The sequence below is a fragment of the Citricoccus sp. NPDC079358 genome (assembly GCF_040702545.1).
Classification (GTDB): Bacteria; Actinomycetota; Actinomycetes; order Actinomycetales; family Micrococcaceae; genus Citricoccus.
The window spans coordinates 89027-111509 of record NZ_JBFBLI010000002.1; the positions used below are offsets into that span (position 1 = coordinate 89027).

At 68.5% G+C, this 22483-nt stretch carries 20 protein-coding genes; 12 read left to right on the forward strand and 8 right to left on the reverse strand.

What is annotated here, in order from left to right; translation table 11 throughout:
- The first annotated feature begins 5 nt into the window (after positions 1 to 5).
- The 8 genes from AB0333_RS02865 to nrdR all read left to right on the forward strand — a co-directional run bounded on the left by AB0333_RS02865 (position 6) and on the right by nrdR (position 8713).
- On the forward strand, positions 6 to 788 hold the full coding sequence (locus tag AB0333_RS02865) for a YggS family pyridoxal phosphate-dependent enzyme (protein WP_366217259.1): 783 nt from the start codon (positions 6 to 8) through the stop codon (positions 786 to 788).
- Between the two features lie 80 nt (positions 789 to 868).
- The gene (sepF, locus tag AB0333_RS02870; RefSeq protein ID WP_366217260.1) at positions 869 to 1435 is read left to right on the forward strand and encodes a cell division protein SepF; all 567 of its coding nucleotides are present in this window, start codon (positions 869 to 871) and stop codon (positions 1433 to 1435) included.
- A gap of 55 nt (positions 1436 to 1490) precedes the next feature.
- Positions 1491 to 1793: a YggT family protein gene (locus AB0333_RS02875; protein WP_115931479.1), complete on the forward strand. Its 303-nt coding sequence runs from the start codon at positions 1491 to 1493 to the stop codon at positions 1791 to 1793.
- Positions 1794 to 1900: 107 nt separating this feature from the next.
- Positions 1901 to 2662: a DivIVA domain-containing protein gene (locus AB0333_RS02880; RefSeq protein WP_366217261.1), complete on the forward strand. Its 762-nt coding sequence runs from the start codon at positions 1901 to 1903 to the stop codon at positions 2660 to 2662.
- A gap of 158 nt (positions 2663 to 2820) precedes the next feature.
- A complete protein-coding gene (gene lspA, locus AB0333_RS02885; RefSeq protein ID WP_366217262.1) occupies positions 2821 to 3435 on the forward strand; it encodes a signal peptidase II in 615 nt (204 codons plus the stop codon).
- Positions 3419 to 4381 carry an RluA family pseudouridine synthase gene (locus tag AB0333_RS02890; protein WP_366217263.1) on the forward strand — a complete coding sequence of 321 codons (963 nt, stop codon included), beginning with the start codon at positions 3419 to 3421 and terminating at the stop codon, positions 4379 to 4381. The genes lspA and AB0333_RS02890 overlap by 17 nt, the downstream gene beginning before the upstream one ends.
- A gap of 99 nt (positions 4382 to 4480) precedes the next feature.
- Positions 4481 to 8083 (forward strand): DNA polymerase III subunit alpha, encoded by a 3603-nt coding sequence (dnaE, locus tag AB0333_RS02895; protein WP_366217264.1) that lies wholly within the window; start codon positions 4481 to 4483, stop codon positions 8081 to 8083.
- Positions 8084 to 8215: 132 nt separating this feature from the next.
- Positions 8216 to 8713 carry a transcriptional regulator NrdR gene (gene nrdR, locus AB0333_RS02900; RefSeq protein WP_366217265.1) on the forward strand — a complete coding sequence of 166 codons (498 nt, stop codon included), beginning with the start codon at positions 8216 to 8218 and terminating at the stop codon, positions 8711 to 8713.
- A gap of 75 nt (positions 8714 to 8788) precedes the next feature.
- Here the strand turns inward: nrdR and ppgK are convergent, their stop codons facing one another.
- Both ppgK and map read right to left on the reverse strand, forming a co-directional pair.
- On the reverse strand, positions 8789 to 9610 hold the full coding sequence (gene ppgK, locus AB0333_RS02905; RefSeq protein WP_366217266.1) for a polyphosphate--glucose phosphotransferase: 822 nt from the start codon (positions 9608 to 9610) through the stop codon (positions 8789 to 8791).
- A gap of 59 nt (positions 9611 to 9669) precedes the next feature.
- Positions 9670 to 10650 carry a type I methionyl aminopeptidase gene (gene map, locus AB0333_RS02910; protein WP_366217267.1) on the reverse strand — a complete coding sequence of 327 codons (981 nt, stop codon included), beginning with the start codon at positions 10648 to 10650 and terminating at the stop codon, positions 9670 to 9672.
- 125 nt (positions 10651 to 10775) lie between these two features.
- Between map and AB0333_RS02915 the strand changes: the two genes are divergently transcribed.
- Entirely contained in the window at positions 10776 to 10946 is a 171-nt protein-coding gene (locus AB0333_RS02915) for an SPOR domain-containing protein (protein ID WP_366217268.1), read from the forward strand.
- Positions 10947 to 10956: 10 nt separating this feature from the next.
- On the opposite strand, the gene panB is transcribed toward AB0333_RS02915, so the two are convergent.
- Complete coding sequence (gene panB / locus AB0333_RS02920) at positions 10957 to 11799, reverse strand: 3-methyl-2-oxobutanoate hydroxymethyltransferase (protein WP_366217269.1); 843 nt, start codon at positions 11797 to 11799, stop codon at positions 10957 to 10959.
- Between the two features lie 94 nt (positions 11800 to 11893).
- Here panB and glnA (AB0333_RS02925) point away from each other — a divergent pair, with 94 nt between their 5' ends.
- Together glnA (AB0333_RS02925) and AB0333_RS02930 are read left to right on the forward strand one after the other, a co-directional pair.
- Positions 11894 to 13234, forward strand: coding sequence for a type I glutamate--ammonia ligase (gene glnA / locus AB0333_RS02925; protein WP_366217270.1), 1341 nt, complete (start codon positions 11894 to 11896; stop codon positions 13232 to 13234).
- 6 nt (positions 13235 to 13240) lie between these two features.
- A complete protein-coding gene (locus AB0333_RS02930) occupies positions 13241 to 16498 on the forward strand; it encodes a bifunctional [glutamine synthetase] adenylyltransferase/[glutamine synthetase]-adenylyl-L-tyrosine phosphorylase (protein WP_366217271.1) in 3258 nt (1085 codons plus the stop codon).
- Here the strand turns inward: AB0333_RS02930 and AB0333_RS02935 are convergent.
- Both AB0333_RS02935 and glnA (AB0333_RS02940) read right to left on the reverse strand, forming a co-directional pair.
- On the reverse strand, positions 16495 to 17478 hold the full coding sequence (locus AB0333_RS02935; RefSeq protein ID WP_366217272.1) for an LLM class flavin-dependent oxidoreductase: 984 nt from the start codon (positions 17476 to 17478) through the stop codon (positions 16495 to 16497). The two genes, AB0333_RS02930 and AB0333_RS02935, sit on opposite strands and share 4 nt — an antisense overlap.
- A gap of 186 nt (positions 17479 to 17664) precedes the next feature.
- Positions 17665 to 19089, reverse strand: a complete 1425-nt coding sequence (gene glnA / locus AB0333_RS02940) for a type I glutamate--ammonia ligase (protein ID WP_366217273.1) — start codon at positions 19087 to 19089, stop codon at positions 17665 to 17667.
- A gap of 198 nt (positions 19090 to 19287) precedes the next feature.
- Between glnA (AB0333_RS02940) and AB0333_RS02945 the strand changes: the two genes are divergently transcribed.
- Positions 19288 to 19821: an RDD family protein gene (locus AB0333_RS02945; protein WP_366217274.1), complete on the forward strand. Its 534-nt coding sequence runs from the start codon at positions 19288 to 19290 to the stop codon at positions 19819 to 19821.
- 62 nt (positions 19822 to 19883) lie between these two features.
- Here the strand turns inward: AB0333_RS02945 and AB0333_RS02950 are convergent, their stop codons facing one another.
- From AB0333_RS02950 to lipB, 3 genes are read right to left on the reverse strand one after another with little or no spacing between them, the layout of a single operon-like run.
- Positions 19884 to 20708 carry a DUF4191 domain-containing protein gene (locus tag AB0333_RS02950; protein WP_366217275.1) on the reverse strand — a complete coding sequence of 275 codons (825 nt, stop codon included), beginning with the start codon at positions 20706 to 20708 and terminating at the stop codon, positions 19884 to 19886.
- Positions 20709 to 20720: 12 nt separating this feature from the next.
- A complete protein-coding gene (gene lipA, locus AB0333_RS02955) occupies positions 20721 to 21725 on the reverse strand; it encodes a lipoyl synthase (RefSeq protein ID WP_366217276.1) in 1005 nt (334 codons plus the stop codon).
- On the reverse strand, positions 21722 to 22474 hold the full coding sequence (lipB, locus tag AB0333_RS02960) for a lipoyl(octanoyl) transferase LipB (protein ID WP_366217277.1): 753 nt from the start codon (positions 22472 to 22474) through the stop codon (positions 21722 to 21724). Before lipB ends, lipA begins: the two co-directional genes overlap by 4 nt.
- Positions 22475 to 22483: the final 9 nt, after the last annotated feature.

Here is a 22483-nt window from a genome sequence, read left to right on the forward strand (position 1 = left end):
CCGGTATGACGGACACGGATGACCCGCAGGATGAGCGCACGGCGGACCTGGGGCGACGCCTGGCTGAGGTGCGCCGTCGGATCGCCGCGGCGGTCGATGCGGCGGGGCGACAGGACACCCCGGACCTGGTGGTCGTCACCAAGTTCCATCCGGCGGCCGACGTGCGCCGACTGTACTCCTGCGGGGTGCGCCACGTCGGCGAGAACCGTGACCAGGAGGCCCGGGGCAAGGCCGCCGAGGTCGCCGAGCTGGCCGAGGCCGGACTCGAATGGCACTTCATCGGCCAATTGCAGTCGAACAAAGCCAAATACGTGGTGAGATACGCCTCGGCAGTGCATTCGGTGGACCGTGTCTCCCTCGTGGAGGCCCTCTCCTCGGCAATGGCCCGGGAGCAGGGGCGACGCGGTGAGGCGGGGGAGCCGATGCGACCGCCGATGGACTGCCTGATCCAGGTGGACCTGGATGACCGGGCCGCCGCGGACCGCCCCCCGGGGATCGGGTCGCGGGGTGGCGCCCCTCCCGAGGAGGTGCCGGCGTTGGCGGACGCTATCTCCCGGGCGGAGGGCCTGAGGCTCCGGGGTGTCATGGCGGTGGCACCGGTGGGGCTTGACCCCGCGCCGGCCTTCCACCTCCTCCGGCAGATCTCTTCAGGGATATCGGCAGTACATCCGGAGGCCACCTGGATCTCGGCGGGTATGAGCCAGGACCTGGAGCAGGCCGTGGCGGCCGGAGCGACACACCTTCGGATCGGCACTGATGTCCTCGGGCCGCGCCCCGACGTGGGTTAACCTCGAAGATGTCTGCTTCGACGGCGGACGACGCAGGGCCCGGAGCAGGCCGGGCGGATTCCACACGGTGAGGATGTTCGATGGCTGGTGCATTGAAGAAGACCATGATCTACCTCGGGCTCGCCGATGGCGAGGAGCAGTACGAGGAAGAGCAGCGGGCGGCCGAACAGCCCCGCCGGCAGGAGCGGGCCGAGCGTCACGCCGCCGTCGAGACCGCTGAGCCGGCCGACGACTGGGAGGACGAGGCCCGGGAGGACCGCCCCCAGCCGATGCGTGCGGCGCACTCCCAGCCGGCCGAGCGCGAGTACCGCGCACCCGTCACCCCCATCAAGCGGGCCACCCAGTCCCGGGAAGAAGCCTCTGCCGTGCGACAGATCACCACCGTGCACCCGCGTTCCTACAACGACGCCAAGCTCATCGGCGAGTCCTTCCGCGGGGGTATCCCGGTCATCATGAACGTGACGGACATGAGCGAGGCCGATGCCAAGCGTCTGGTGGACTTCTCCGCCGGCCTGGTGTTCGGCCTGCACGGTTCCATCGAGCGCGTCACCAACAAGGTGTTCCTGCTGACGCCGTCCACCGTTCAGGTCCTGGGCGAGGACTCCTCGGAGACCGAAGACCAGGCCCACTTCTTCAACCAGAGCTGACACCGCACCGGCAGGGCTTCCCTGCCGGGACCATGACGGTGTGGAATAGGCTGCCGTGACCCTGATCTTCTCCCTTCTCTACCTTGTCCTGGCGCTGGTTCAGTTCCTGCTGCTGATCCGGATCGTCTTCGACGTGGTGCAGTCCTTCGCGCGCTCCTGGCGGCCGAAGGGCATCCTGCTGATGGTGGCGTCCACCGTGTACACCGTCACCGACCCGCCCCTGCGCTGGCTCCGGTCCAAGATTCCGCCGGTGAATCTCGGCGGAATCGGCATCGATGTGGCGTTCTTGATCCTCTTCGTCGTCGTCGTCCTGCTGAAGTCCATCGTCGCCGCCCTTGCCGTGGGCACGTTGGGCTGATGGTAGCCTGAAGAATAGTGTGGCCCCGGCATGCGGAACAGCATGCGGTGACCACAAGAAGACCGTTGCCCCTCGAGGGCAGACCAAATACGTATTGGGGTGACCACATGGCTCTGACGCCGGAAGATGTTGTCAACAAGCGGTTCCAGCCGACGAAATTTCGGGAAGGCTACGACCAGGACGAGGTTGACGACTTCCTGGACGAGATCGTGGTCGAACTGCGTCGCCTGAACCAGGAGAACGACGAGCTGCGCCGCAAGGTCTCGGACCTGCAGTCCGGCGGGAGCGGGGAGTCCGCCGTTCCGGCTCCGGTGTCGGCGGAGGCCGCCGAGGACCAGGACGCCCAGGTCAAGGCCGGCTCTGCCCCGGAGACCGTGGACTCCACGGACACCACCGAGTCCGCCCAGGTCGAGGACGCTCCGGCGGTTGCCCCGGCCACCGCGGCGCCGGCCGCTGGTGCTGCCGTCCCGGCCGCCGCCGCCGAGCCGATCGTCTCCGAGCCCGCCCCGGCCGCCGCCGCCACGCCTGTTGGCGGCGCGCCGGAGTCCACGGCCACGTCCGCCGCTGGCGTGCTGGCCATGGCCCAGAAGCTCCATGACGATTACGTGGCCGAGGGCCAGACCAAGCGCGAGGAGATCATCCTGGAGGCCCAGACCGAGGCCAACGGGCTGGTCAATGACGCGCAGGAGAAGTCCCGGAAGACGCTGGCCGACCTCGAGGAGAAGAAGTCGGTGCTGGAGCGCAAGGTGGAGCAGCTCAAGGGCTTCGAGCGCGACTACCGCGCCCGCCTGAAGGCCTACATCGAGGGCCAGCTTCGCGACCTGCAGAACCAGGGGCCGATCCAGGACGAGGCCACCGCCTCGAACTGACCCCGCGACCCGGCCTCCCGGGCCGGACGCGCGTCGTCCCCACTGACACAGATCCGGGCCGGCCATGGTGGACCACCATGGCCGGCCCGCTTCTGTTCCCGACCACCATCCCAGTCCATCACCGGACCACCCCGGACAGCAGCGAAGGACGCCACCGCGTGACCGACATCGAGCCCAGCCGCCCCGCCGGTCCAGAGGACACCACCGCTGGGGTCCCGAAGCGTCACCGTGCGTGGATCGCCGTCCTAGTGTTCGCCGTGGGGTACGTCCTCGATCAGCTCACCAAGCGCTGGGTCGAGACCACCATGACCGAGGGGCAGGTCACCGACGTCCTGGCTCCAGTGCTCCGGTGGCACTTCATCCGCAATCCGGGTGCCGCGTTCTCCATCGGCGAGGAACACACCTGGATCTTCACCATCATCCAGTCTGCGGTGGCCATCGTCGTGGTGGTCCTGCTGTTCCGGGTCCGCTCGACCCTGTGGGCCGTGGCCCTGGGGGGGCTGCTGGGCGGAGTCCTGGGGAACCTGACCGACCGCCTGTTCAGGCCGCCGGGCTTCGGCGTGGGGCACGTGGTCGACTTCATCGCCCTGCCGAATTTCGCCATCTTCAACATCGCGGACTCGTTGATCGTCTGCTCGATGATCGGCATCGTCCTGCTGATGTTCAGGGGACTGCAGCTCGACGGTACCCGCGAGATCGCCGAGAAGAGCGGCGGCGCGGGGACAGCCGAGACCGGGAACACCGCCGGGCAGGGCCGTGACGCAGACTCCTGAACCCGGTGAGGCCGTCGTCGTGCCCCAGGAACACGAGGTGGGCCGGAGGGTTGACGCGGTCCTGGCCGCGGCCCTCGGGATCTCGCGCACGAAGGCGGCGGCCTGGTGTGCGTCCGGTCTCGTGGCCGAACGGGCCGCCGGGACGGCGGGGCGGGCACGGGCCGTACAGAAATCCGCCAAGGTCGCTGCGGGCACCGAGCTCGTGGTGGACATCCCGGAGGAACCGAACCCGCTCGAAGTGAAGGTGGAGATCGTGGAGGACCTGAGAATCCTGGCGGACGATCCGGACTACGTGGTGGTGGACAAGCCGGTCGGCGTGGCCGCCCACCCATCCCCGGGCTGGGTGGGTCCCACCGTCGTCGGGGGACTGGCCGGGGCCGGTTACCGCATCTCGACGTCCGGTGCGCCGGAACGCCAGGGGATCGTGCACCGGCTGGACGTGGGAACGTCCGGGATCATGGTGGTGGCCAAGTCCGAGCGCGCCTACACCGTGCTCAAGGACGCCTTCCGTGACCGCACCCCGGAGAAGACGTACCACGCGGTGGTGCAGGGGTTGCCGGATCCCCTGAACGGGACCATCGACGCCCCGATCGGGCGCCACCCCGGGCACGACTGGAAGTTCGCCGTGCTCGAGGGCGGCCGAGACTCCGTCACCCGGTACCAGACCCTCGAGGCCTTCGGCCGGGCGACCCTGGTGGAGGTGAAGCTCGAGACCGGGCGGACGCATCAGATCCGCGTGCACTTCTCGGCACTGCGCCACCCCTGTGCGGGGGACCTGACCTACGGTGCCGATCCACGGCTGGCCACGGAATTGGGGCTGACACGGCAGTGGCTGCACGCCCACCGGCTCGGGTTCTCCCATCCCGTGACCGGGGAGTGGGTGGACTACGAGAGCCCCTACCCGCAGGACCTCCTCTATGCCTTGGGCGTGTTGCGCGGGGAGTAACTAATCTGGATGATCGACGCGATCGGCATGAACTCAGCGACGCGCGGTCAGGACGAACAGCAGCAGGGTAGCAAGCAGGGCAGTAGGGAAGTGCGGAGCATGACGGCCACCACGGATTTGGCACAGGAAGCAGCTGCGACGAAGAAGGACGGCGGGTTCGCCCACCTCCACGTCCACACCGAGTACTCGATGCTGGATGGCGCGGCCAAACTCAGCGAGCTCTTCGACGAGACGAAGCGGCTGGGCATGGACTCCATCGCCATCACCGACCACGGCTACCTCTTCGGGGCCTTCGACTTCTGGAAGAAGGCCACCGATGCCGGCGTCAAGCCGATCATCGGGCTCGAGGCCTACCTGACCCCCGGGCAGCTGCACCGCTCGGACAAGACGAAGGTCCGATGGGGCGAGCAGCACCAGCGCGGGGACGACGTCTCCGGCGGTGGCGCCATCACGCACATGACCCTGCTGTCCAAGAACAACAAGGGCATGCACAACCTGTTCCGGGCCGGCTCGATCGCCTCCCTGGACTCGGTCTACGCGAAATGGCCCCGCATCGACCGGGAGCTGCTCTCCACCTACTCCGAAGGCCTGATCGGCACCACCGGCTGCCCCTCGGGCGAGATCCAGACGCGGCTGCGGCTGGGCCAGTACAACGAGGCCCGCGAGGCCGCCGCCGAGTTCCAGGACATCTTCGGCCGCGAGAACTTCTACTGCGAGCTGATGATGCACGGCCTGGACATCGAGAAGCGGGTCATTAAGGACCTGCTCAAGCTGTCCAAGGACCTGAACATCCCGCTCGTGGCGTCCAATGACCTGCACTACACCCACGAGCACGACTCCAAGCCCCACGAGGCGCTGCTGGCCATCCAGTCCGGGTCCAACCTGCTCGAGCCCACCTACGACCAGGGCGGTTCCCGCTTCGCCCTGTCCGGCACCGAGTACTACGTGAAGTCCCCGCGGCAGATGCGGGACCTGTTCTCCGAGTTCCCGCAGGCCTGTGACAACACGCTGCTGATCGCCGAGCAGTGCGAGGTCTCCTTCGACACCCAGGCGAACTACATGCCGAAGTTCCCCTGCCCGCCGGGGGAGGACGAGACCACGTGGCTGACGAAGGAGGTCGCCACCGGGTTGCAGTTCCGGTACCCCAACGGCGTTCCGTCCCACGTGCGCAAGCAGGCCGACTACGAGCTGGACGTCATCCTCTCGATGGGCTTCCCGGGCTACTTCCTCGTGGTGGCCGACTTCATCAACTGGGCCAAGAACAACGGCATCCGCGTGGGCCCGGGACGTGGCTCGGGTGCCGGCTCCATGGTCGCCTACGCGCTGAAGATCACCGAGCTAGACCCGCTGGAGCACGGACTGATCTTCGAGCGCTTCCTCAACCCGGACCGCGTCTCCATGCCCGACTTCGACGTGGACTTCGATGATCGCCGCCGCTCCGAGGTGATCGACTACGTCACCGAGAAATACGGTGACGAGCGGGTCTCCATGATCGTCACCTACGGCACCATCAAGACGAAGCAGGCCCTCAAGGACTCGGCGCGCGTGATGGGCTTCCCCTTCTCCATGGGTGAGTCCCTGACCAAGGCGCTGCCGCCGGCCGTCATGGCCAAGGACATCCCGCTCAAGGACATCGAGGACAAGAAGGCGCAGCGGTACGGCGAGGCCGGTGAGTTCCGCGAGCTCGTCGCGACCGATCCGGACGCGGCCAAGGTCTTCGAGACGGCCAAGGGCGTCGAGGGTCTGAAGCGGCAGTGGGGCGTGCACGCCGCGGGCGTGATCATGTCCTCGGAGCCGATCATCGACGTCATCCCGATCATGCGCCGCCTGCAGGACGGCCAGGTGATCACCCAGTTCGACTACCCCACCGCGGAGGGCCTGGGGTTGATCAAGATGGACTTCCTCGGCCTGAGGAACCTGACGATCATCTCGGACGCGATCGAGAACATCCAGATGAACCAGGACTTCACCCTGGATCTGGAATCCCTGACGTTCGACGACCAGGCGTCCTATGAGCTGCTGGCCCGGGGCGACACCCTGGGCGTGTTCCAGCTCGACGGCGGCCCCATGCGATCGCTGCTGAAGATGATGAAGCCGGACAACTTCGAGGACATCTCCGCCACCATCGCGCTGTACCGCCCGGGGCCCATGGGCGCGAATTCGCACACCAACTACGCCCTGCGCAAGAACGGCCAGCAGGAGATCACCCCGATCCATCCGGAGCTCGAGGAACCCCTCGCGGAGATCCTGGGCACGACCTACGGCTTGATCGTGTATCAGGAGCAGGTCATGGCCATCGCCCAGAAGGTGGCCGGCTTCTCTCTGGGGCAGGCGGACATCCTGCGCCGCGCGATGGGCAAGAAGAAGAAGTCCGAGCTGGACAAGCAGTACGTGGGCTTCCACCAGGGCATGGTGGACCACGGGTACTCGGAGGCCGCCGTCAAGGCCCTCTGGGACATCCTGCTGCCGTTCTCGGACTACGCCTTCAACAAGGCGCACTCGGCCGCCTACGGCCTGGTGTCCTACTGGACCGCGTACCTCAAGGCGCACTATCCGGCCGAGTACATGGCCGCCCTGCTCACCTCCGTGGGGGATGACAAGGACAAGATGGCGATGTACCTCAACGAGTGCCGCCACATGGGCATCTCGGTGCTGCCGCCGGACGTGAACGAGTCCTCGCTATACTTCACCTCGGTGGGCAAGGACATCCGCTTCGGCATGGGCGCGGTGCGCAACGTGGGATCCAACGCCGTGGCCGGGATAGTCTCCGCCCGGGAGGAGAAGGGGAAGTTCTCCTCGTTCCAGGACTTCTTCAAGAAGGTCCCGGCCGTCGTGTGCAACAAGCGCACCATCGAGTCCCTCATCAAGGCGGGCGGCTTCGACTCGCTCGGCTACGCCCGCCGGGCCCTGCTGGCCGTGCACGAGGAGGCCACGGACGGGGCCGTGGCGCAGAAGCGCCAGGAGGCCAACAACCAGTTCGACTTCTTCTCCCTGCTGGAGGACGAGGGGGGCGACGTCGGCGACGCCGGCTTCGGGATCGAGGTCCCGGACATGCCGGAGTGGGACAAGAACGACAAGCTCACCTTCGAGCGCGAGATGCTCGGTCTCTACGTCTCCGACCACCCCCTGCAGGGGCTGGACGGCGTGCTCGCCCAGCACGCGGACATCTCCATCACCCACATCCTGTCCGACGACGGCCCGTCCGACGGCGCGATGGTCACCATCGCCGGGCTCATCACGAGCCTCGAGCGGCGCATCGCCAAGAGCTCCGGCAACGCCTACGCGCGCACGGAGATCGAGGACCTGGGCGCCTCGATGGACGTCATGTTCTTCGGCAAGGCCTATGCGCCGATCGCCACGATGCTGGCCCAGGACCTCGTGGTGGCCGTCAAGGGCCGCGTCCAGCGGCGCGACGACGGGTCGATCTCCCTGAGTGCGCAGGAGTTGACCATCCCGGACCTCTCGGACGGCCACTCCGGCCCGGTCTCGCTGACCATGCCCGGCTTCAAGGCCAATGAGACGGTGGTCTCCGCCCTGGGGGACGTGCTCAAGACCCACCCGGGGACGACCGAGGTCCGGCTCAAGCTGACGGGGGCGCGGACCATGGAGATCATGCAGCTCGGCGCCGACTTCCGGGTCAGCCCGAATCCGGCCCTCTTCGGGGACCTCAAAGTCCTGCTGGGACCGGCGTGCCTCGAATAGCGAACGCCGAGTCTGGACCTTCCGTAGTGTCGCTCACCGGAGAACACCACTACATCTGGTAATGACACGGTTGTTATTCAGCGGGTCGTCCGACTATGATGGGGTGGTCCACCGTCGGAGGAAGGGGAAGTCGTGCACTGTCCCTTCTGTCGTCATGAGGACTCCCGGGTGGTGGACTCCCGCTCGCTGGATGACGGCTCGGCCATCCGCCGTCGCCGGCAGTGCCAGTCCTGTGGGAAGCGCTTCACCACCATGGAGACCACGGCGCTGACGGTGGTCAAGCGGTCCGGGGTGGCCGAGCCCTTTGACCGCTCCAAGATCATCAACGGCGTCCGCAAGGCCTGCCAGGGCCGTCCGGTCACCGGTGACGACCTGGCCATGCTGGCGCAGGAGGTCGAGGAGACCATCCGGGCCACCGGGAACGCCGAGGTGGACGCCCACGAGGTGGGGCTCGCGATCCTCGAGCCGTTGCGTCGCCTGGACCAGGTCGCCTATCTCCGGTTCGCCTCGGTCTACCAGGCGTTCGACACACTGGACGACTTCGCCGGCGCCATCGAGGACCTGCGGTCCGCCGGCACGGCGTCGGACACCGCGGCCCCGGCCCTGCAGCCGCGGTTGTTCACCCGCTGACGCGGAAGGCCCCACGGGGCGATGAGACTGCCGATGGCGGCTCCGGAGGGGAAGCCGGAGCCGCCATCGGCCACATCAGTCAGAGCCTCCTGGCAGGTTCTCGAGCGCCCACAGCGCGGTCCCCACGATCCCGGCGTTGTTCCTGAGCGTCGCGGGGACGATCGGCGTGCGCAGGGTCAGGCGGGGCAGGTAGTCGTCGGGACGCTTGGAGATGCCGCCGCCCACGATGATGAGGTCCGGGGAGAAGATGCCCTCCACATAGGAGAAGTAGCGCTGGAGCCGTTCGGCGTACTCCGGCCAGTCGATCCCGTCGCGTTCGCGTGCCGCGGCGGAGGCCCGGGTCTCGGCCATGATGCCGTCCAGTTCGATCGTGCCCAGCTCGAGGTTGGGGACGAGCCCGCCGTCGCGGAACAGACCGGACCCGATGCCGGTGCCGAGGGTGATGACCAGCACCGTGCCTTGCACGCCCCGGCCCGCGCCGAACCGGACCTCGGCGAGCCCGGCGGCGTCGGCGTCGTTCAGGGTTCTCACCGGCCGCCCCAGGCGCTTGGAGAAGAGGCCGTCCACATCCGTGCCGATCCAGGAGGGGTCGATGTTCGTGGCCGTGCGGCAGATCCCGTCCTGGATGACCGCCGGGAAATCCACCCCCACGGGGAACCCCGGGGCCGGCGCGCCCTCCCGGGCGTCCAGTTCCGCGGCTATCTGGGCCAAGACGTCGGCGACGGCGTCCGGGCTGGCAGGCTGCGGCGTCGGGATTCGGAAGCGGTCCCCGAGCAGGCGGCCGGACTTCTTGCCGTGGCCGAGCTGGACGATGCCGCCCTTCATGCCGGTCCCGCCGATGTCGATGCCGAGGGCGGTGTGCAGGCCGTGGGAGGGGCCAGTGGACTTCTTCGCCATGCTGCGCTCCAGAAGGATGGGGATCGGGGATCGGGGATCAGGGGGGTGGGGCGGGGTGGTCAGGGAAGCGTCAGGACCTCCGCGCCGTCGTCCGTGACCACGAGGGTGTGCTCGAACTGTGCGGTGCGTTGGCGGTCCCGGGTGACCACCGTCCAGTCATCGTCCCACTGGTCCCAGCGGATGGTGCCGAGGGTGATCATCGGCTCGATGGTGAAGACCATGCCGGGGACCATGACGGTGTTGTGTGCGGGGGCGGCATCGAAGTGGGGGATGACGAGCCCGGAGTGGAACTCACGGCCCACGCCGTGGCCGATGAAGTCCCGGACCACCCCGTAGCCGAATCGTTTGGCGTAGGACTCGATGGCGCGGCCGATGACATTGATCTCGCGGCCGGGCCGGACGGCCTTGATGCCGCGCATCATGGCCTCGTGGGTGCGCTCCACCAGCAGCCGGGACTCCTCGTCCACGGTGCCGACCAGGTAGGTCATGTTGTGGTCCCCGTGGTGCCCGTCCAGGTAGGCGGTGATGTCGAGGTTGATGATGTCTCCGTCCTCCAGGACGGTGTCATCCGGGATGCCGTGGCAGATCACCTCGTTCAGGGAGGTGCAGATGGCCTTGGGGAATCCCTTGTAGCCCAGGCAGGACGGGTAGGCACCGTGATCGCAGATGAACTCGTGGGCGATCCGGTCCAGTTCTGCCGTGGTGACGCCCGGGGCGATGTGCCGGGCGGCCTCCTCCATCGCCTGGGCGGCGATGCGGCCGGCAGCGCGGATCTTCGCGATCCCCTCGGCGTCGTAGACGTCGGAGCCGTTGCCCTCGTCCGCCGTCGTTCGCCCCACGTACTCCGGCCGCTCGATGTGCGCTGGAACGGGAAGGGCGGGGCCGACGACGCCCGGCGTCAGGGTGCCCACCGGTGCCTTGGACCCCGATTCGCCTCGCAGCGGGCCCTCCGGGGCCGGGCCGTTGTGGCTGGTCGAGGGCGCCGAGGGAGCCGGGGCGGTCGGGGCGGGACGGGTGTTCGTCTGAGGGCTGTGGGACATGACTCGATCCTATCGCCGCCGGGGCCACCGGGTGGGCCGGCCGGGGCCCCCGGTCCTGGCGCCGACGTGATCCGAGGGCCGGCCAGTGCCGGAGGTGTAGCGCGGATCGCCGCTAGGGTGGGCCTATGAGTGAATACTGGTACAACGTCGTCACGAAGCAGGTCGAGGAAGGCCCGCAGTCCGACTGGTCGAAGCTGCTGGGGCCCTACCAGTCCCGAGCGGAGGCCGAGGGCGCCATCGCCCAGGTGCAGGCGAACAACGAGCGCTGGGATGACGCGGAGGACGAGGAGGGCTAGGCCGGCCCGGTCAGGACTCGAAGCCGTGCTCGGCGGCCGGGAACGTGCCCTCCAGGACGTCCCGGCGGTAGTCGGTGACCGCTGCTGAGACCACCGAGTGCAGGTCCGCGTATTGCTTCACGAAACGCGGCATCTTCCCGGTCCGCAGGCCGAGCATGTCCTGCCACACCAGCACCTGGCCGGTGGTGGAGGGTCCGGCCCCGATGCCGACGGTGGGCACGCGCAGCGCCTCGTCCACCTGGCGGGCGATGTCCGAGGGGACCATCTCCATCAGCACGGCGAAGGCACCGGCGTCCTGCAGTACCGTCGCCTCCCGCACCATGGCCTCGGCCGCGCCCTCGGTGCGGCCCTGCACCCGGTATCCACCCAGGACGTTCTCGGCCTGCGGGGTGAAGCCGATGTGGGCCATCACCGGGACCCCGGCGTCCGTCATCATGCGCACGTGCTCGGCGTAACGGACGCCGCCCTCCATCTTCACGGCGTGGATTCCCGCCTCCTTGACGAGCCGGATGGCGCTCTCGGTCGCCTGCTGTGGGGACAGCTCGTAGGAGCCGAAGGGCAGGTCGCACAGCACCATGGCGTGCCGGGTGCCGCGGACCACGGAGCCGGCGTAGACGATCATCTCGTCGAGCGTGATCGGCAGGGTGGTGGCATGACCCATCATGGTGTTGGCCGCCGAGTCTCCCACGAGGATCGTCTCGATGCCGGCGTCGTCGAAGACCCGGGCCATCTGGAAGTCGTACGCCGTGAGCATCGCGAAGCGCCGGCCCTCATCCTTGGCCTTCTGCAGGTGGACGGTGCGGTAGCGGGCGGGAGCCGGTGCGGCGTAGGGCGCGGTTTCATTCTCAGCCATGGCCGCAGTCTAGCGGCCCGTCTTTCGGCGCTGACCGGGCCCGGCACACTACAGTGGGACCATTCGCCCGATCCGACAGGAGGCCGCCAGAGACATGGATCGCCAACAGGAGTTTGTCCTCAGGACCATAGAGGACCGGGACGTGCGCTTCGTGCGACTGTGGTTCACCGACGTGACGGGCACGCTGAAGTCGGTTGCCTTGGCCCCGGCCGAGGTCGAGGGGGCCTTCGCCGAGGGGCTCGGCTTCGACGGGTCCTCGATCGACGGCTACACCCGGATCTTCGAGTCGGACATGCTGCTGCAGCCGGACCCCTCGACGTTCCAGATCCTGCCGTGGCGCGGAGAGGACGAGCCCACCTCACGGATGTTCTGTGATGTGCTCACCCCGGACGGAGAGCCCTCCGCGGCCGATCCCCGCCAGGTGCTGCGACGTCAGCTGTCCCGCGCCGCTGACATGGGCTTCACGTTCTACACGCACCCCGAGATCGAGTTCTACCTCCTCCAGTCCAAGGAACCCGGACCGGACGGCCAGCCCATCCCGGTGGACCAGGCCGGGTATTTCGACCATGAGCCCGGCGGCGTCGCCACGGACTTCCGCCGCCACGCGGTCAATATGCTCGAGGCGATCGGCATCTCCGTGGAGTTCAGCCACCACGAGTCCGGTCCCGGCCAGAATGAGATCGACCTGCGCTACGCGGATGCGCTGCAGACGGCCGACAACATCATGACGTTCCGCACCGTGATCAAGGAGGTCGCCCAGCTCCAGGGCAACTACGCGACCTTCATGCCGAAGCCGTTCGGCCAGCACGCCGGCTCCGGGATGCACACCCACTTCTCCCTCTTCGAGGGCGATTCGAATGCCTTCTTCGAGCCCAGTGCGGAGTTCCACCTCTCCACCACGGGGCGCCGGTTCATCGCGGGGCTGCTGCACCACAGCATGGAGATCACGGCCATCACCAACCAGTTCGTGAACTCGTACAAGCGCCTCTGGGGTGGCGGGGAGGCCCCGTCCTTCGTGTCCTGGGGCCACAACAACCGGTCCGCCCTGGTCCGCGTCCCCCTGTACAAGCCGGACAAGGCCGGCTCGGCCCGGGTCGAGTACCGCGGCATCGACGCCTCGGCCAATCCGTACCTGACCTATGCGGTCCTCCTGGCCGCCGGCCTGAAGGGCATCGAGGAGGAGTACGAGCTGCCGGAGGCGGCAGCCGAGGACATCAGCGCGCTCACCTCCACAGAGCGCCGGGCCCTGGGCCACCACTCGCTGCCCGGCACCCTGCATGACGCCCTGCGGATCATGGAGGACTCCGAGTTCGTGGCCGAGGTGCTCGGGGAGACGGTCTTTGAGAACTTCCTGCGGAACAAGCGCCAGGAATGGGACGAGTACCGGGTCGAGGTCACGCCGTTCGAACTGCAGCGCAACCTCGGCATCCTCTGATCCGGCATGATCGTTCCGGCATCGGAGCCTAGCGGGCCCGGACGGAAGTCCCTGGTCAGTGCCGGGTTCTCCGACTGGGCCCGGGCCCGGGACCTGCTGGCGTCCGCGGATCTGGGATCCTTGGACCAGCGCGAGATCGTACGCATCCTCGCGGACGCCCCGGACCCGGATCAGGCCCTGATCCTGCTCATCCGCCTGCTGGAGCGGGCCCCGTCCCTCGCCGGGGTGCTGGCGGACCCGGAGCGCGCTCGGGCGGTGGCGCGGCTGCTGGGCGCCTCGGAGGCGCTGGGGGAGTTCCTCATCCGCCGGCCGGACCACATCGACCTGCTCGTGGACCCGGCCGGTGCGGCGCGCACCGCTCCCGTCCTGGGTCCCGAGGGCCTCGCGGCGGATCCGGCCCCCGTGCGGACTCTGCTCCTGGAGGCTGTCGGGGCGGATGCCACCGCGGCTCATCCGGTGGCCACGCTCCGCGGCAAGGAGGCGGCCGCGGCCCTGCGGGTCGCCTATCGCCGGCAACTCACGGCCCTGGCCATCCAGGACCTGACTGACCGGGACCCACGGGCGGCGGAGCCCGCGGTCTCCGCGTGGCTGGCGGATCTGGCCGGCGCCGCGATCGAGGCCGGACTCGCCGCCTCTCGGGCGGACGCCGTCGAGCAATTCGGTCCGGACGCCGACCGGGTCGACCTGGCCGTCATCGGGATGGGCAAGTGCGGTGCCCGGGAACTGAATTACATCTCGGACGTGGACGTCATCTTCGTCCACGCCTCGTCCCTGGAGGACGACCACCACGCGGCGGCCATCGCCACGGCCCTGGCCTCCGGGATCTCGAAGTACGCCACGGCGGCGGCCCCCGAGCAGGGACTGTGGGAGATCGACGCGAACCTGCGCCCCGAGGGCAAGGACGGGGTGCTGTCCCGCACGGTGGAATCCCATGGGGAGTACTACCGCCGCTGGGCGCACACCTGGGAGTTCCAGGCCCTGCTCAAGGCCCGGCCCATCGCCGGTGACCCGGAGCTGGGCCGGGAGTACATCGACGCGATCTGGCCGCTGGTCTGGACCAGCTCGGAGCGGGACGGCTTCGTCTCCTCCGTCCAGCGGATGCGGCGCCGTGTCCTGGACAACATCGCCCATCAGAACCGGGACCGGGAGATCAAGCTGGGGGCCGGCGGCCTGCGGGACGTGGAGTTCACTGTCCAGCTGCTCCAGCTCGTCCACGGCAAGACCGAGGAGTCCGTCCGCGTCAGGAACACCCTGGACGCCATCGACGCCCTGGAGAACAGCTCCTACATCGGGCGCTCGGATGCCGAGTCCTTCGCCGGCGCCTACCGGTACCTGAGGCTGCTCGAACACCGGATCCAGCTCGTCCACCTGCGCCGGACCCACCTCATGCCGGACAAGTCGCACGCTCTGTGGGTGCTGGCCCGGGCGGCCCGGGGCCCCGGCGAAGCCGGCCCCTCCGATGCCGCGGCCCTCACCTCACTGTGGAAGCGGACCCGCAAGAAGGTGCGTTCCCTGCACGAGAAGATCTTCTACCGGCCGCTGCTGTCCACCACGGCGGCGCTGTCCGCCGACGAGGCCAAGCTCACCCCGGAGGCGGTGCGCCAGCGCCTCGCCGCCCTCGGCTACCTGGATCCCGCCGGCGCGGTGAAGCACATCGAGGCCCTCAGCACCGGGGTGTCCCGCCGCGCGGCGCTGCAGCGCCAACTGCTGCCGGTGATGCTCGGCTGGCTGGCCAACGGCCCCAATCCCGACGGCGGCCTGCTGGGATTCCGCCGGCTCTCGGAATCGCTGGGCTCCTCCCCGTGGTTCCTGGGCATGCTGCGGGACTCCTCGGCGGCTGCCGAGCGGCTGTGCCAGATCCTCTCGCTCTCCTCCTATATCTCGGACATGCTGGAGCACCTGCCGGAGGCCGCCGCCTGGCTGGGACGGGACCGCGAGCTGGTCCCCATGCCGTTCGAGACGCAGTGGCAGGAGATCCAGGCCAAGATGTCCCGGCACCCCGATCCGGACGAGGCGATCCGCCAGATCCGGCTCATCCGTCAGCGCGAGATCCTGCGGACCGCGATCGCCGATGCCTCCGGACTGCTGGACCAGGACACCGTGGGCCGTGCCCTCTCCGACGCGGACCGCGCGGCCGTGCTGGGTGCCCTGCACGTCGCGGAGAACTCCCTCTTCGGCCACCCCGGACAGCGGACGGGACGCTCGGGCGGTCAGGTGGACCCCGGGGCCGTCTCCGACAGCACGGGCAGCACGTACCACCGTGACACCTCGGAGAGCACGCAGAGCACGGTCAGCACGAACAGCACGGTCAGCACGGACAGCACGGACAGCACCACCGCGAACGGGACCACCTCGACGAAGGGCCCGGCCGCGGTCCCGAACGTCGAGCTCACGGACCTGCTGGTCGTGGCCATGGGACGCCAGGGGGGCCGGGAGATCGCCTACGGCTCTGACCTGGATGTCCTGTTCGTCCACCGACCCCATGACGGTGCCGATCCGGACGGGGCCCAACGCCAGGCCGTGGAGCTGTCCAAGCTGGTCATGTCTCTGCTGACCCGGCCGTGCAGACCGCCGGTGCTCGGGGAGCGACCGCTGGTGATGGACGCGGCCCTGCGGCCGGAGGGCAACCAGGGGCCGTTGGCCCGGTCCCTGGACTCCTTCCGCGAGTACTACCGCCGCTGGGCCGAGATCTGGGAGGTGCAGGCCCTGCTGAAGGCCCGGCCGGTCGCCGGCAGTGCGGAGCTGGCCGAGGAGTTCACCACCTGGGCGGACTCCGTGCGCTATGCCGGTGATCCGGGACCGGCGGCCATCCGCGAGATCCGCCGGATCAAGGCCCGCGTGGAGGCGGAACGGCTGCCGCGGGGGGCCGACCCCGCACGGCATCTCAAGCTCGGCCGTGGCGGGCTGTCCGACGTGGAGTGGCTGGTGCAGACGCTCCAGCTGCAACACGCGGCAGACCACCCCGCCCTGCGCACCACCGGGACCATACCGGCCCTGGAGGCCCTCGTCCGTGAGGGGATCCTCCCGGCGGAGGACGGTGCGGTCCTGGACCGCGCCTGGCACCTGGCCACCCGGGTGCGCGCCGGCAACATCGTGTGGTCCGGCAAGTCCTCAGACGTGCTCTCGGTCAAGCGCCAGGACCTCGAGGCGATCGCCCGGTGGTGCGGGTGCGAACTGGGCCAGGCCGCTGAACTCGAGGAGGACTACCTCCGGTCCACCCGCCAGGCCCGGCAGGTCTTCGAGAAGCACTTCTACGGTTCCTAGCCTCCGATGACGTGCTCGCCCAGCAACTCGAGGGTGCGGTGCCGGGCCGCCAGGTCCGGGGCGGCGTTGGTGATGATCAGCTCGTCGGCCTGGACGCGCTCACGGAACTCATCCAGGTAGGCCTTCACGGTCTCGATAGTGCCCACCGCGGTGTACTTCATCATGGAGAGCACCTGCTCGCCGCCGGCGGAGTGCAGGAGCATGGTGACCTCGTCCTCGCTCAGGTCACGGCCGCGACCGAGCATCTGGCGGATGCGATGGCGGTGGGTGATCTCCAGCTGGGCGTGCGCCTCGGCCTCGGTGTCCGCTGCGATGACGTTGAGCGCCGCGATGAAGTGCGGTTCGGGGAGGCTCTCGGACGGCTCGAACCGGTCGCGGTAGATCGTGGCCGCGTGTTCCAGCATCTGCGGGGCGAAGTGCGAGGCGAAGGAATAGCCCAGCCCCAGGGCCGCCGCGAGTTGCGCACCGTACTGCGAGGATCCCAGGATGTAGAGCGGGACATTGGTCCCGTGCCCCGGGAAGGCGTCCACGCCGGGGATGAGGGACTCGCCCCGCAGGTAGCCCTGCAGTTCCTTGATGTCCCGGGGAAAGGTGTCAGCCGCCGAGGGATCGCGGCGCAGGGCCATCATGGTGCGCTGGTCCGTGCCCGGGGCGCGCCCCAGCCCGAGGTCGATCCGGCCGGGGTGGATCTCCGCCAGGGTGCCGAATTGTTCGGCGATCACCAGGGGAGAGTGGTTCGGCAGCATGATGCCGCCCGAGCCGAGCCGGATCCTGTCCGTGTGGGCCGCCACGTGGGCCAGGAGCACCGAGGTGGCCGACGAGGCGATGGAGGGAAAGTTGTGGTGCTCGGCGAACCAGATCCGGTGGAAGCCCTGCTCCTCGGCCTGCTGCGCCAATTCGACGCTGGCGGCCACGGCCTCTGCGACGGGCTGCCCGGGCAGGACGGTGGACAGGTCGAGGATGGACAGCGGATAGCTCACAGGGCACCTTTCACGGGGATCTTCCTCCAGGCACAGCGGTGCTGTCGGTGGTTCTATTCCCGTCGGCCGGCGCAGGCCGGCCCCCCACGACGACGGCGCCCGGGTGACCGTGGCAGGTCACCCGGGCGCCGTCGTCGGGCACGCCAGGGGGAGGCGCGTGGTCACCGGCGCGGGGGCCGGGACCGGTCACACGCCGTAGTAGAGCTCGAACTCGTAGGGGTTCGGGCGGATGGAGAGCGGGAGGATCTCGTTCTCACGCTTGTACTCGACCCAGGCCTGGATGAGGTCCTCGGTGAAGACGTCGCCGGCCAGCAGGAACTCATGGTCCTCCTCGAGCGCGCGCAGGGCCTCTTCCAGGGAGGCGGGGGCCTTCTGGATGGTGGCGGCCTCCTCCGCGGGCAGCTCGTAGAGGTCCTTGTCGATCGGCTCGGCCGGCTCGATCCGGTTGCGGATGCCGTCCAGGCCCGCCATCAGCTGCGCGGCGAAGGCCAGGTAGGGGTTGCCGGAGGGGTCCGGGGCGCGGAACTCCAGGCGCTTGGCCTTGGGGTTGGAGCCGGTGATCGGGATGCGGATGGCGGCGGAGCGGTTGCCCTGCGAGTACACCATGTTGATGGGGGCCTCGAAGCCCTTCACCAGACGGCGGTAGGAGTTCACCGTGGGGTTGGTGAAGGCCAGGATCGCGGAGGCGTGCTTGAGCAGTCCGCCGATGTACCAGCGGGCGGTGTCCGAGAGGTTGGCGTAGCCCTTCTCGTCGTAGAACAGCGGCTCGCCGGCGTTCCACAGCGACTGGTGGCAGTGCATGCCCGAGCCGTTGTCACCGAAGACCGGCTTCGGCATGAACGTGGCAGTCTTGCCGAAGGCGTCCGCGGTGTTCTTCACCACGTACTTGAACTTCATCAGGTCGTCGGCGGCGTGAGTCAGTGTGTTGAACTTGTAGTTGATCTCCGCCTGGCCGGCGGCGCCGACCTCATGGTGGGAACGCTCGACCTCGAGGCCGACCTCGTCCAGGGCCACACAGATGGCGTCCCGCAGGTCGGCTTGCTTGTCCACGGGGGAGACGGGGAAGTAGCCGCCCTTGACCGGGGTCTTGTGGCCGAGGTTGCCGCCCTCCTCCTGACGACCCGAGTTCCACCAGGCCTCGTCCGAATCGACGGAGTAGAAGCTGTGGTTGGGCGTCGAGGAGTAGCGGACGTCCTCGAAGATGAAGAACTCGGCCTCGGAGGCGAAGTTGGCGGTGTCCGCGATGCCGGTGGAGGCCAGGTACTCCTCGGCCTTCTGGGCGACGCCGCGGGGATCACGGTGGTAGGGCTCGCCGGTCCGCGGGTTGACGATCGAGAAGCTCATCACGAGCGTCTTCTCCACCCGGAAGGGGTCGAGGTACGCGGTGGCCACGTCGGGGATCAACTGCATGTCCGACTCGGCGATGCCCTGGAAGCCGCGGATCGAGGAGCCGTCAAACAGCTGGCCGTTCACGAAGAAGTCCTCGTCCACCGCCTTCGCGGGCAGGTTGAAGTGCTGCTGAACGCCTGGCAGGTCCGTGAAACGGACGTCCACGAAGACGACGTCCTCGTCTTGGATGTACTGCAGGACTTCCTGGGCGGTGCTGAACATCTGGTGTGCTCCTCGGGGTTCGGCTAGTGCCTCTACCTTATCGGGATGCCGTAACCCGATCGTGTCGGATGTGTTTCCGGCGTGTAACGCGGAGCCCGTCCAGGCCTCTGCGGAGCGCTGGGACGGCAGAGGCCTGGGTGAGGCTTCCGGTGGGTACGCCGGAACGCCGATGACCTCACGGATCGGTAGAGTGGAGCCGTGGCACGAACCCCCCAGACACCCCCTCCCTCCGGCGACGATCCTGCGGCCGGATCGCGGCGACGCGACTCCGGACGGCATCCTGACGAACCCCTGGTGACCCGGCGGGACATGGCCGGCTGGGTGGGCGGCACGGCACGCCCGAACGCCCAGGGCCGCTGGCCCGGTGAACGGCTGGGCCTGACCCAGGACGGTCCCACGTCGATGGCCGGATGGGGCCGGCGCATCCTGGCCCTCCTCATCGACTGGTTCATCGCCATGATCATCTCCGGCGTGTGGTTTGAGGGGAATCCGCTGGTGACGCTCGGGATCTTCGCCCTGATGCACGTGCTCTTGCTGAGTCTGTTCGGCACCACGATCGGCAAGCGCGTGGCCCGGATCCAGGTGGTCCGCCTGGGTGGCGCCATGGCCAAGCCGTGGCGAGTGGTCCTGCGCACCGTGCTGCTGTGCCTGGTGGTGCCGCCCGCCCGGACCGACACTGACGGACGCGGGCTCCACGATCGGCTGGCCGGCACCGTCGAGATCCGGATGTAGGCCTCGGTCGCCGCGGACCACGCCACCGCACTCGCCGCCGACCTTTCAGTGGCGAAGGCCGGCTACCGGCCCCGCATGGCCTTGCGGTCCGGGCGGGCGCGGTAGGGATCGATCCCCTTCGGGATCGGCATCTTGGTGGAGCCCAGGGAGTTCAGCCGCTTGTCGACGGCCTGGACCTCCTGCTTGGTCAGCGTCTTCTTCATCCGCTTGAGCGTCTTGGACAGATCGTGCAGTTCCACCTGGTCGGCACCGTGCCCGGTGGCGAGCACCTGGATCGGGACGTTCGGCAGGAAGCGCTGCATGTTCTTGCGTTCCTTCTCCACCAGCGGGCGGACGCGGGTGGTCGGCCCCTCGGTGATGAGGACGACGCCGGGCCGGCCGACGGCACGGAAGACCGCATCCTGGGTCTTCGGGCTGACCGCCACCGGCTGCTCCGGGACGATCCAGCCGCGGCGCAGAGTCGACAGGGCTGCACCGGCCGCTCCGGGGCGTCCGTCGATCCGGGCGAAGGCCGCACGCTCGGCCATCCGGTTCATGATGATCACGGCGGCCAGTAGACCGAACGGGATCGCGATGAGTAGCCAGGTGATCCAGTTGTTCAGCAGCAGACCGACGACCAGGCCGACGACCAGGGCGCCGACGAAGGCGAGTGCCATCCACAGCACGACCTTGGGGTCGTGCGCCCGGGTCATGGAGAAGACCTCGCCGAGCTGCTTGAAGACGCCCGGCTTCTTCGTGGACTTCTTGCGTGCCTTGGTCTCGGCCTTGTTCCCCTTGGCCCGGATCTTCTCCTGTTGGCGACGTTCCTTCTGGGCGGTCTTGACCGCCCTCAGGCTCTCGCGGGTCGAGGGGGAGGAGGATGCTGCGGAATCTGTGCTCTTGGCCATAGTGGCCTCAGTCTACCGGCCCGCGAGCAGCGACGCTGCCTCTTGGCGCGTCGTACCCGACTCCTCAATGTGGGACAGGTTCGACGGCATCTCACGGCCCAGCTTGCGCATGGCCGTGGCGTACAGGCGGCCGGCGCGGTAGGAGGACCGGACCAGCGGACCGGCCATGACGCCGGCGAAACCGATCTCCTCGGCGCGTTCGGACCAGTGCACGAACTCCTCGGGCTTGACCCACCGGTCGATCGGATGGTGCAGCTTCGAGGGCCGGACGTATTGGGTCACCGTGATGATGTCGCAGCCGGCCTCATGCAGGTCCACGAGGGCCTGGTCGATCTCCTCGTCCTCCTCGCCCATGCCGAGGATCAGGTTGGACTTGGTGACGAGGCCATCGGCCTTGGCCATGGACAGCACCCGCAGGGACTTCTCATAGGTGAAGGCTGGACGGATGGCCTTGAAGATCCGTGGCACGGTCTCCAGGTTGTGGGCGAAGACCTCAGGGCGGGCGTCGAAGACCACCTGGACGAGATCCGGGTCGGCCCCGAAGTCCGGGGGCAGGATCTCGATGCCGGTGTTGGGGTTCAGTTCGTGGACCTTGCGGATGGTCTCCGCGTACAGCCACGCGGCTCCGTCCTTCTGGTCGTCCCGTGCCACCCCGGTGACGGTGGTGTAGCGCAGGTTCATCTCACGGATGTTCTCGGCCACGCGGCGCGGCTCATCCAGGTCCAGCGCGGTGGGGCGGCCCGTGGCGATGTCGCAGAAGCCGCAGCGCCGGGTGCAGGTGTCACCGCCGATCAGGAACGTCGCCTCGCGGTCCTCCCAGCATTCGAAGATGTTGGGGCAGCCGGCCTCCTCGCACACGGTGTGCAGCCCGGAGGACTTCACCTTGTTCTTCAGGTCGATGTACTCGGGGCCGATCTCGACCTTGGCCTTGATCCAATCCGGCTTGCGTTCCACGGGGACTTCGGCGTTGCGTGCTTCCACGCGCAGGAGGCGGCGGCCGTCGGGGGATGCGCTCACAGAGGTGATCCTTCCACAAGGGTTTTCGTCGTGGTGTTGCCGTCCGCGGTTCTGGCCGGCACGTCTAGGGGCACCGGGGCGATGTGGCCGGGTGCCAGCGCGGCAAAGTGCCCCTGGACCGTCTCCAGCACGTCCGCCGGGGTGATGGCCCGGCCGGTCTCGGCCGAGATGGTGGTGGAGCCGGCATCGGAGATGCCACACGCGATGATGTGCTCATAGGGCTCCAGGGAGTTGCTGCAGTTCAGTGCGAACCCGTGCATGGAGACGCCGTGGTTGACCCGTAGGCCGACGGCGGCGATCTTGCGGTCCGGCCTGGGCCCGCCGTCCCCGTCGGTATCGCCGAGGATCCACACGCCGGAGCGGCCGTCGACCCGCTCACCCGTCAGGCCATGGTCGGCCAGGGTACGGATGATGGCCTCCTCGAGGAACCAGACGTAGTCCTTGACCGCGGCCGGGTCGGCCAGGCGCACCACCGGATAGCAGACCAATTGCCCCGGGCCGTGCCAGGTCAGTTTGCCGCCGCGGTCCACGTTCACCACCGGTGAGCCGTCGTCAGGGAGGTCATGGGGCTCGGTGCGCTTGCCGGCGGTGTAGACGGCGGTGTGCTCCAGGAACAGGACGGAGCCACTCGAGGATCCGGCGACCACCTCGGCGTGCAGCTGCTGCTGGAGGTCCCACGCCGAGAGATAGTCGACGGTGTCCGGGGAGAGTCCCAGGACGCGGAACGGTGGCATGGTCGACACGGGCATGCCACCACT

Bases quoted from the DNA above. Each gene is read 5' to 3' on its own strand.
- AB0333_RS02865 (WP_366217259.1), top strand. From the start codon at position 6: ATGACGGACACGGATGACCCGCAGGATGAGCGCACGGCGGACCTGGGG.
- sepF (WP_366217260.1), top strand. From the start codon at position 869: ATGGCTGGTGCATTGAAGAAGACCATGATCTACCTCGGGCTCGCCGAT.
- AB0333_RS02880 (WP_366217261.1), top strand. From the start codon at position 1,901: ATGGCTCTGACGCCGGAAGATGTTGTCAACAAGCGGTTCCAGCCGACG.
- dnaE (WP_366217264.1), top strand. From the start codon at position 4,481: ATGACGGCCACCACGGATTTGGCACAGGAAGCAGCTGCGACGAAGAAG.
- ppgK (WP_366217266.1), bottom strand. From the start codon at position 9,610: ATGGCGAAGAAGTCCACTGGCCCCTCCCACGGCCTGCACACCGCCCTC.
- map (WP_366217267.1), bottom strand. From the start codon at position 10,650: ATGTCCCACAGCCCTCAGACGAACACCCGTCCCGCCCCGACCGCCCCG.
- AB0333_RS02915 (WP_366217268.1), top strand. From the start codon at position 10,776: ATGAGTGAATACTGGTACAACGTCGTCACGAAGCAGGTCGAGGAAGGC.
- panB (WP_366217269.1), bottom strand. From the start codon at position 11,799: ATGGCTGAGAATGAAACCGCGCCCTACGCCGCACCGGCTCCCGCCCGC.
- glnA (WP_366217270.1), top strand. From the start codon at position 11,894: ATGGATCGCCAACAGGAGTTTGTCCTCAGGACCATAGAGGACCGGGAC.
- AB0333_RS02930 (WP_366217271.1), top strand. From the start codon at position 13,241: ATGATCGTTCCGGCATCGGAGCCTAGCGGGCCCGGACGGAAGTCCCTG.
- glnA (WP_366217273.1), bottom strand. From the start codon at position 19,089: ATGTTCAGCACCGCCCAGGAAGTCCTGCAGTACATCCAAGACGAGGAC.
- AB0333_RS02950 (WP_366217275.1), bottom strand. From the start codon at position 20,708: ATGGCCAAGAGCACAGATTCCGCAGCATCCTCCTCCCCCTCGACCCGC.
- lipB (WP_366217277.1), bottom strand. From the start codon at position 22,474: ATGCCCGTGTCGACCATGCCACCGTTCCGCGTCCTGGGACTCTCCCCG.